We start from the raw sequence: 9181 nt of genomic DNA, 5'->3' as shown, positions 1-9181 counted from the left end.
CGGCGGACGTAGGCGTTCGGATCGTCGCGGCAGGCCGGATCGCGCCGGGCCCCGCACAGGCCGCGCGATGAAACCGCTCACCATCGTCTCGGACGACCTGACGGGTGCGCTCGACGCGACGGGCCCCCTGTCCGCGCCGGGGCGTCCCTTCCTCGTGACCTCGGACTGGCGCGGCCCGGACCTCGGCGCGGCCCTGCTCGCCGTCAGCACCGAGACCCGCGAGGGCGTCACGCCGGCCGAGGCCGCCCGCCGCGTCGCCCGCGTCATGGCCGTCCGGCGCGCGCAGGCGGGCGCTGCGGGCCTGTGGTTCAAGAAGATCGACAGCATGCTGCGCGGTCCCTGGCCGGAGGAGGTCGCGGCGAGCGTGGCCGCCTGCGACTTCTCGCGCGTCGTCGTGGCGCCGGCCTTTCCCGGCATGGGACGCCGGACCGTGGGCGGCCGTCAGGAGGGGCGGCGGCCCGACGGCGCCTGGGCGGTCACGGGCGAGCCCATCGCGGCGGCACTCCTCCGCGTGGGCCTGCCGTCCGCGCCATGGCGTCCGGGCGAGGCGCCGCCCGAGGCGCGCGTCGTTGTCGCCGACGCCCTCGAGACTGTCGACCTCGACCGCATCGCGGGCGCCTTCCCGCGCGACGCCTCCGTGCTCTGGGTCGGCAGCGGCGGCATAGCCGAGGCCCTGGCGGGCCATCCGCCGACGCTGACGACGGCCGCACCGGACCTCTATCTCGTCGGCACGCTGCACGAGGTGACGCGGATGCAGGCCGACCGGCTGGCGCTGGAGCATCCCTCTGCCCGGATCGTGGACCCGGTCCGCGACAGGGCAGACGCGCGCGACGCGGCCCGCGCCCTCGACGCGGCCATCGCCGGGCTTCTGGCCCAGGCTGCGCCGGACACAATCCTCGTCACCGGCGGGGCGACGCTCGCGCGGGTCATGGCGCTGAGCGGGGCACGGCACCTCGACTGCATCGGCCGCATCTCGCCCGGACTGCCCGTCAGCCTGGTGCGGGGCGGCGTCTGGGACGGGGTCACGCTCATCTCGAAATCGGGCGGCCTCGGCGACCCGGCGCTCATGGTGCGGCTGGCGGCACAAGAGAGGGCGGCTGCACGCTGACCCTGCATCGACAGGACCGTCGCCACGGTCCGCCTACCCCGCCGGCAACGCCACCGCGCCCGTCGCGGAACCCTGCCGGGACAGGGCTGCGCACATCATCAGGGGCCCGACGCCCTTCGCGTCGTCGCAGACACGCGCCTCGGTCAGGTAGTAGTCCGGCGAGCCGTCGCGGTAACGCTGCTCGTAGGGACCGAGACCGGCCACCTCGCAGATGTCGGCCATCTCGAGACCGCCGCCGACCTTGGGGCGCAGGCTCGCGCGCAGAACGTCGCCGACCACGTCGCCGGGCAGGCTGGCCAGCCCCAGCCGCTCGGCCTTCTGCAGCGCATAGGCGATCATCGCGGAGCTCGAGGTTTCCCCGAAGTTTCCCGGCATGTCCTCGCGGTCGATGACCTGGAGCCAGAGCCCATCCGGCCTGCGCAGCGCGACGAACCGCTCGAAGAGCAGGCGGCTCTGCGGCGCGAGCGGGCGGAAGGCATCAGGCCCGACAAGCTCGGCCACGTCCACGAGCCCCATCGCGAGCCAGCCCAGCGCACGGGCCCAGTGCGCGCGCGAGCGGCCCGTGACCGGATCGGCCCAGGCCTGCTGCCGGGCCTCGTCGAAGGCGTGGGCGTAGAGCCCGGTGCGCGGCTCGAACGTCGCTTCGAGCGCCAGCGCGATCTGGCGGAGCGAGTCCTCCACGAGGTCGGGCCGGTCGGCGCGCAGACCGTACTCGACCTGGAACGGGTGGCACATGTAGAGCCCGTCGAGCCAGATCTGCCAGGGATACCGAAGCTTGTGCCAGTAGACGCCCGACCGGGTGCGGGGATGGGTGGCGAGCTGGGCGACGAGCCTCTCGGCACCGGCCATGTAGCGGGGATCGCCCGTCTCGTCGGCCATGAACAGCAGCGCGCGGCCGGGCAGGATGTTGTCGATGTTGTATTTCGAAAGGCTGTAGCCCGCGAGACTCCCGTCCGGGGCGACCTGCGGATCAAGGAGGCGGCGGAGCGCGTCGCGCCAGCGCGCGTCGCCCGTCGCACGGTAGAGGAGTTCGAGACCGCGATAGATGCAGCCGTCCTCGTAGCACCAGGCCCCGTTCTTGTAGGGACGGTAGGCGGCGACATACTGGGAGACGTAATCGGTCAGCACGGTGCGCTCTCCTCCGGGACGGGCAGGGCCTCGACCGCGCCGTCGATCTCGGCATTCTCCGCGAACAGCGCGACATGGCGCATCTCGGGCACGCCCTCGGCCATCAGGGGGACGTCGGCTTCGGCCCCGTCGCGGAAGGACACGCGAAACCGGCCGAGCCGCAGGCCCGTCAGCGGAGCCTCCGGCAGGCCGAGCAGGGCGGCGCCGGCCAGCCTGGCGCCCGTCGCCGTCACGTCCTCGAGCGTGATGTCGTCGATCTCCGGGGTGCCGGGACCGACCGGGGCGGGCGCGCGGGACTGCACGGCCTCCGACCGCCCGTCGGCGTCGCAGAAGTAGAAGGCGTTCACCGCGAGCGGGGTCGCGACATCCTCCATGACCACGCCGGACATGCGAATGCGCGCGACCCGGCCGCCCCGCCCGCGCCGCGTCTTGATCCGGAGGCCGCGGTCCGTGCCGACGAAGTCACAGCGCGCGACCGTCACGTCGGTGATGTCCCCGCTCATCTCCGAGCCGAGGACGACGGCGCCGTGACCGCGCTCCAGCAGGCAGTTCCCGATCGTGACGCCCTGCGTGGGCGCGAGGTGATCCTCGGCGCCGGGCGCGCGCTTGCCGGCCTTGATGGCGATGCAGTCGTCGCCCACGCTGATCCGGACGCCCGCCACCGTGACATCGCGGCAGCTCTCGGGATTCAGGCCGTCGGTGTTCGGGCTGTCGGGCGGGCTCTCGATGGCCATCGCCGCGAAGGTCAGGTTCTCGGACAGGTGCGGATGCACCGTCCAGGAGGGCGAGTTGCGGATCGTCACGCCGCTGACGGCCACGTCCCGGCAGCGCGACAGGAACAGGGTGCGCGCCCGCCGCGCGCCGTCGCGCGTCTCCTTCGGCCAGGTCCACCAGTCGCCCCGCGCGCCGCCGCCGTCGACGACGCCGCGGCCGGTGATCGCGAGGCGCCCGCAGTCGATGGCCGACAGGAGCGCGGCGAAGGAGGCCTCCGGCAGCCCCTCCCATGTCCCGAGGACGCGGCCGCGCGCGTCCCGCGCGGGCAGGATCGGCCAATCCTCGCGCTCGGCGCGGGCGGCAAGCTCCGCGCCCCCGGCCAGGTGCAGGACCATGTCGGACCGCAGGAAGAGCGGCGCGCTCACGAAGCGGCCGGGCGGAACGTGGAGGGTGCCGCCGGGCGACAGGGCGTCGAGCGCGTCGGCGAAGGCGCGCGTGGCATCCGTCCCGTCGGCCCGTGCGCCGTGGTCGGTCACGTCGATCATCCCGGCGCAGCGGGGCGTGCGGAACCCAGCCTCCCCGAGGTCGGTGACGAGCCTGTAGTCGGTCGCGGGCCGAAGCCCGTCGAGAAAGAGCGGCACCACCTGCGCGACACCCTCCGCCACCGTCTCCCCGTCGCGGCACGCGATCCGCCACGCGGCAGGCCGCGTGAGGCGGTAGCGGTGCGCCTCCTCCGCGAGAAGGGCGACGGCGGACCTTGGGGTCGCCGCGAGGATCCGGATGGAGGTCTTCATCTTCGCTTTCGTCGAGGGCCGGGCCGGCGCGCCATGCACCGGCCCGGCCGCGTCCCGTCACATGTCGGCGAGCACGGCCTCGATGCCGATCAGCATCTCGTCGGCGGCGGTGGCGGCGTCGATCCGGCCATAGGCGAACATCTCCAGCGCATCGATCATCGCGGTGCGGACGTCGGGATGCTCCATGAACGGATGGATCGTCGGCCCCTCGCCCTCGAGGACGCGGTTCTGCGCGTCGATCTGCACCTCGCCGATCCCGCCCGCCGCCATCAGCATCTCGCGCGCGGCGGTCGAGGCCGGGATGCCTCGGGTCGAGCCCAGCGCCATCACGCCCGCCTCCTCGTTCATCAGGCAGTTGAGGATCTGCGCCGCGGCCTCGGGATGCTCGGTGTTGGCCGAGATCGCGAAGACCATCGAGGGCTTGCGGTAGATGCCCTGGGTCTGCTGGCCGGGCTGCGAGAGCATGGCGGTGTAGACCAGTTCCTCGCCCTCGGCCATGGGGTCGGAGATCTTGAAGTAGGTCGTGTCCCACTGGTAGGTGCCGCCGATCCGGCCCTCGGTCCAGTTCGGGTTCTCCTCGAGCGGCACGTTGCCCGCGGCGGCGACGGCCTCCCATGACGGCACGACGTTGTTGTCCACGAGCGTCCGGTAGAACTCGATCGCCGCGGTCAGTTCCTCCGCGCTCCAGGCGATTTCGTTGGTCGATGCGTCGATCAGGGAGCGTCCCGTGCTCTGCGTGCCGTAGAGCAGAACGATGAGGGTCGCGTCCAGCGCCGCCGCCTCGAAGGGGAAGTTGCCCTCGCCCAGCCGCTCGCGGAAGACCGGACCGGCGGCGACGAGCTCGTCCCAGGTGGTCGGCAGGGGCAGGCCGGCGCGCTCCCAGGCGGTCGTGTTGAAGGCGAAGAGCCGCGCCGTGGTCGAGACCGGAAGGCCGTTCAGATGCCCGTTCATCGTGCCGGAGGCGAGCTGCTCGGCGCTCCAGTTCGACAGGTCGATGATGTGCGACAACTCGTTGAGATCCGCGAAGCGCGACCCGTCGGCCGAGAAGATCGGCAGCCAGGGCCAGTTCACCTGCATGATGTCGGGCTCGGTGCCGCCGGCGATCTGCGTCGCCAGCCGCTCGAAATGGCCGCTGAAGCCGGTGAACTCGGGCGAGATGGTGTGGCCGTGGCGCTCGCCGCAGATCTGCAGCGCGGCCTGCGTGGCCTCGTGACGGCTGTCGCCGCCCCACCAGCTCATGCGCAGTTCCTCGGCCTGAGCGACGCCGCAAAGCGTCGTCGTGGACAGGGCCAGGGCCAGGGGCTTCATCAGTCTTTTCATCGCATCCTCCCTTGATGATCAGTCGTTCGGCGCAAGCGAGACATTCGCTTCGCTCGTCGTGTCGAAGACGTGCAGGCGGCGTCCGTCCGGGCGGAGGCCGATGCGGTCCCCGCGCAGGGGCCGGGCACGCAGCACCTCGGTGGGTGCGACGGCGACGAGCGTTTCCTCGCCGAGGCGCACGTGCAGGTTCACCTCGTGGCCCATGAACTCGACCGTCACGATCTCGCCGGTCAGCGCGTCGGGCTCGCCGGGCGCGCAGGCCGCGAGGTGTTGCGGGCGGATGCCCATGATGACGGGACCCTCCCCGGCCGACAGCCGGTGCCCGAGGCCGTCGACGCGGATCGTCTGGCCGTCGAGCGTGAGGGAAGGCACGTCGCCGTCGCGGGTCAGCACGGCGGGGACGAGGTTCATCTCGGGCATCCCGATGAAGCCCGCGACGAAGGCGTTGGCCGGCCGCTCGTAGAGCGTGGCGGGGTCGGCCACCTGCATGATGCGTCCGTCCTTCATCACGCAGATGCGGTCGCCCATCGTCATCGCCTCGACCTGGTCGTGGGTGACGTAGACCACCGTTGCGGGCCGCCCCTCGTCCTTCAGCCGCTTGTGCAGATCGGTGATGCGCACGCGCATGGCGGCGCGGAGCTTGGCGTCGAGGTTCGACAGCGGCTCGTCGAAGAGGAAGACCTCCGGGCTCTTGATGAGCGCGCGGCCCACCGCGACGCGCTGCGCCTGACCGCCCGAAAGCTGCTTGGGCAGCCGGTCGAGCAGTTCCTCGATCTCGAGCAGGCCCGAGACGCGCGCGGTCGCGGCGGCGATCCGCGCCTTGGGCTCGCGCCGAAGCTTGAGCCCGAACGAGAGGTTCCGCGTCACCTTCATGTGCGGGTAGAGCGCGTAGTTCTGGAACACCATGGCGATGCCGCGCTTGCCCGGCACCAGCTCGTTCACGACGCGCTCGCCGATGCGGATCTCGCCGGCGGTGATGCTCTCGAGGCCCGCGATCATGCGCAGCGTGGTCGACTTGGCGCAGCCCGAGGGGCCGACCAGCACCATGAACTCGCCCTCGGCGACATCGAGGTCGATGCCATGGACGGCCTTGAAGCCGCCGCCATAGACCTTCTCGACGGATCGGAGTTGAAGCTCGGCCATCAGCCTTTCACACCTCCCGTCGAGATGCCCTTGATGAAGTATTTCTGGGCGAGGAAGAACACGATCAGCGAGGGCGCCAGCGCCAGCACCGTCATGGCGAGGATCTCGTTCCAGTTGAACGCCTCGGTCGTGTCGATGGCGAGCCGGAGCGCGAGGCTGACCGGGTAGTTCTCGATCGACGAGATGTAGATGAGCGGCCCGAGGAAGTCGTTCATCGTCCACATGAACTGGAACAGGCAGACCGAGATCAGGGCGGGCGCCAGCATCGGCACCACGACGTAGATCAGCGTCTGGAAGGTGTTGGCCCCGTCGACGCGCGCCGCCTCCTCGATGTCGCGCGGGATCGAGCGCATGAACTGGATCAGCATGAAGACGAAGAACGCCTCCCAAGCGAGGAACTGCGGCACGAAAAGCGGCAGGTAGGTGTCGAGCCAGCCGAGCTCGCGAAAGAGCAGGTATTGCGGGATGCGCGTCACCACGTCGGGCAGGAGCAGCGTCGCGATCAGGATGGCGAAGAGGATCTTCTTGCCCGGGAAGTCGAACCGCGCGAAGCCGTAGGCCACCAGCGTCGAGGAGATCGCCGTGCCGATCACCTTGGGGATCACGATGCACATGGAGTTCCAGAAGAACCGCCCGAACGTGTAGGGGGTCGAGGTCTCCCAGCCGTCGATATAGCCCTGCACGGTCGGGTTCGACGGCCAGAACCAGGCGCTCGAGAACATCTGCTGGTTGGTCTTGAACGAGGCGCCGATCAGCCAGATCAGCGGGTAGAGCATGACGAGCCCCACGCCGCAGAGGATCGCGTAGCGGATGCCCGCGCCGATCTTCTCGCGGCGGCGGCGGCGCAGCTCGAGGTCGGAGACCCGGCTTCCGGCGGCTCTCGGGGCGGTGGCGGGATTCACGAGGGTCATCGCTCAGTCCCTCCTGTCGCCGGCGTAGTAGACCCACTTCTTCGACGACCAGAAGGCGATCAGGGTCAGCACCATGATGATGAGGAACAGCACCCAGGCGATGGCCGAGGCATAGCCCATGTCGAAGCTTCGGAAGGCCTTGTCGTAGATGTAGAGGGGCAGCAGGTAGGTGGACCTGAGCGGCCCGCCCTGGGTGATGATGTAGGGGCCGTTGAACTCCTGGAACGCCTGCACCGTCTGCATGATGAGGTTGAAGAAGATCACCGGCGTCAGCAGCGGCAGCGTGATGTAGCGGAAGATCTGCCACTTGCCCGCCCCGTCGATCGAGGCCGCCTCGTAGAGCGTGTTGTCGATGGCCTGGAGCGCGGCGAGGAAGATCACCATGGCCGAGCCGAACTGCCAGCAGCGCAGCAGCGTGATGGTGAAGAGCGCGTTGTCGGGATCGCCGAACCAGTTCACCGGCTCGCCGCCGAGCGAGGTGATGATCATGTTGACGAGGCCTGTGTCGGCGAAGGTGTAGCGCCAGAGAACCGCGATCGCGACCGACCCGCCGAGGATCGAAGGCACGTAGAAGGCCGTGCGGAACAGGTTGATCGCCCGCAGCCGGTAATTGAGGATCACCGCGATGAAGAGCGCGAAGGCGAGCTTCAGCGGAACCGTGGTGAAGACGTAGACGAGCGTGACCGAGAGCGAGCGCTCGAAGATGCGGTCGCCGGTCAGAAGGCGCTCGTAGTTGTCGAGCCCCACCCAGTTCGGCGAGTCGAGGAGGTTGTAGTCGGTGAAGCTCAGGTAGAGCGACGCGCCGAAGGGGAAGGCCGTGAAGAGGATCAGGCCGAGGATGTAGGGCGTGACGTAGGCCAGCCCGGTATATCTGCTCTCGCCCCCCATCACGCGGCCTCCGCCACGAGCGCGTCGGGAAGCCAGCGCGCCGTCGCCGCCAGCATCTCGGCGAACATCGCGCGCGCCTCGGCCTCGGACAGGGGCCGGACCAGCGGATCGGAGGCGAAGAGCGGAAAGAGCGCGCCGTGATCGCCCGCCAGAACCGCGTCGACGAGACCCGTCTGCCGCGCCGCGTGGTCGGCGACGATCGCCGCGAGCGGATCGGGGATGGCGCCCGCGTGGATCGGCGCGATGCCGTCCCTGCCGAAGCGCGCGTTGGTCTCGACCACGGCGCCTCGGGGCAGGTTGGGGACCTGGCCGCGGTTGGGCAGGTTCACGTTCGAGACATGCTCCGCCCCGCCCATGAGGGCCGCGAACTGGTCGATCAACGCTTCGTCCGACCGCTTCGCGACCGGCGGCACGCGGCCTTCGATCATCGCCTCGGCGCGGGCCAGACGCGCGGCCCGGTCGCGCAGGCGGTAGTCCACCGGGGTCAGCGCGAAGCCCCAGCCCTCGGCGTCATCCAGATAGTCCGAGGCCGGCAGGAACTCGGCGAGGTGCCGGTCGCCCGCCGCGGCAGGCAGGCCGAAACGTCGGAAGAGGTCGAACTTCACCCGCGAGCGCGAGGAGAAGTAGCGCGCGTGCTCGTCGTCGCTGTCGGGAACGGCCTCGTGCCAGCCGCGCTCGCGATGGGCCTCGGCGAAGGCCGTCCAGTCCCGCAGCATGTCGCGCCCCGCGAGGCGGATGCCGGTCACGAAGGTGAAGTGGTTGATCCCGAGCACGTCCACCTCGACGTCGCGGAAGCCGTAAGCCGCGCCCGGCTCCTGCCGGTTGGCGATCCATGCGACCTGGCGGCGGAGCTTCGTGACCTCGTGGCACTCGCCCCAGGCGCGGATGCCCGGATGGGCGCGGAACAGCGCGTCGGTCAGGACGCTCATCGGATTGGTGAGGTTGCAGACGAAGGCGTCGGGCGCATGGACACGGATGGCGCGCCCGATCTCGAGCATCATGGGCACGGCCCGAAGCGCGCGGACGAAGCCGCCCGGTCCGACCGTGTCGCCCACCGCCTGCGGGATGCCGTAGCGCGCGGGAATGCCGATGTCGGCCGCCATGTCCCCGAGCGTGCCGGGCAGGATCGAGACGACGACCAGGTCCGCCCCCTCCAGCGCCTCGCCGAGGTCGCG

The 9181-nt window shown here is 70.5% G+C and carries 8 protein-coding genes; 1 reads left to right on the top strand and 7 read right to left on the bottom strand.

Annotated features, from left to right (window positions below; genetic code table 11):
* Window positions 1-67: 67 nt before the first annotated feature.
* The gene (locus ACTS11_RS03680; protein WP_442638990.1) at window positions 68-1108 is read left to right on the top strand and encodes a four-carbon acid sugar kinase family protein; all 1041 of its coding nucleotides are present in this window, start codon (window positions 68-70) and stop codon (window positions 1106-1108) included.
* A 33-nt stretch (window positions 1109-1141) separates the two neighbouring features.
* Here the strand turns inward: ACTS11_RS03680 and ACTS11_RS03675 are convergent, their stop codons facing one another.
* From ACTS11_RS03675 to ACTS11_RS03645, 7 genes are all read right to left on the bottom strand, one after another.
* Window positions 1142-2236, bottom strand: coding sequence for a glycoside hydrolase family 88/105 protein (locus tag ACTS11_RS03675; RefSeq protein WP_442638989.1), 1095 nt, complete (start codon window positions 2234-2236; stop codon window positions 1142-1144).
* Window positions 2230-3744, bottom strand: coding sequence for a polygalacturonase PglA (pglA, locus tag ACTS11_RS03670; RefSeq protein WP_442638988.1), 1515 nt, complete (start codon window positions 3742-3744; stop codon window positions 2230-2232). The genes ACTS11_RS03675 and pglA overlap by 7 nt, the downstream gene beginning before the upstream one ends.
* A gap of 57 nt (window positions 3745-3801) precedes the next feature.
* Complete coding sequence (locus tag ACTS11_RS03665; protein ID WP_442638987.1) at window positions 3802-5064, bottom strand: ABC transporter substrate-binding protein; 1263 nt, start codon at window positions 5062-5064, stop codon at window positions 3802-3804.
* An 18-nt stretch (window positions 5065-5082) separates the two neighbouring features.
* Window positions 5083-6207 carry an ABC transporter ATP-binding protein gene (locus ACTS11_RS03660; RefSeq protein ID WP_442638986.1) on the bottom strand — a complete coding sequence of 375 codons (1125 nt, stop codon included), beginning with the start codon at window positions 6205-6207 and terminating at the stop codon, window positions 5083-5085.
* Window positions 6207-7118, bottom strand: a complete 912-nt coding sequence (locus ACTS11_RS03655; RefSeq protein ID WP_442638985.1) for a carbohydrate ABC transporter permease — start codon at window positions 7116-7118, stop codon at window positions 6207-6209. Before ACTS11_RS03655 ends, ACTS11_RS03660 begins: the two co-directional genes overlap by 1 nt.
* 3 nt (window positions 7119-7121) lie before the next feature.
* Window positions 7122-8006 (bottom strand): carbohydrate ABC transporter permease, encoded by an 885-nt coding sequence (locus ACTS11_RS03650; protein WP_442638984.1) that lies wholly within the window; start codon window positions 8004-8006, stop codon window positions 7122-7124.
* On the bottom strand, window positions 8006-9181 hold a 1176-nt coding region (locus tag ACTS11_RS03645; RefSeq protein WP_442638983.1), incomplete at its 5' end, for a family 4 glycosyl hydrolase. The genes ACTS11_RS03645 and ACTS11_RS03650, both read right to left, overlap by 1 nt.

The sequence above is a fragment of the Roseicyclus sp. genome (assembly GCF_052168335.1).
Taxonomy (GTDB): Bacteria; Pseudomonadota; Alphaproteobacteria; order Rhodobacterales; family Rhodobacteraceae; genus Roseibacterium.
The sequence above is the reverse complement of the archived record's forward strand: the minus strand, read 5'-3'. Positions and strand labels throughout refer to the sequence as shown.

Coding starts and splice junctions, on each gene's coding strand:
- ACTS11_RS03665 (WP_442638987.1), bottom strand. CDS start 5,064: ATGAAAAGACTGATGAAGCCCCTGGCCCTGGCCCTGTCCACGACGACG.
- ACTS11_RS03680 (WP_442638990.1), top strand. CDS start 68: ATGAAACCGCTCACCATCGTCTCGGACGACCTGACGGGTGCGCTCGAC.
- pglA (WP_442638988.1), bottom strand. CDS start 3,744: ATGAAGACCTCCATCCGGATCCTCGCGGCGACCCCAAGGTCCGCCGTC.
- ACTS11_RS03660 (WP_442638986.1), bottom strand. CDS start 6,207: ATGGCCGAGCTTCAACTCCGATCCGTCGAGAAGGTCTATGGCGGCGGC.
- ACTS11_RS03655 (WP_442638985.1), bottom strand. CDS start 7,118: ATGACCCTCGTGAATCCCGCCACCGCCCCGAGAGCCGCCGGAAGCCGG.
- ACTS11_RS03650 (WP_442638984.1), bottom strand. CDS start 8,006: ATGGGGGGCGAGAGCAGATATACCGGGCTGGCCTACGTCACGCCCTAC.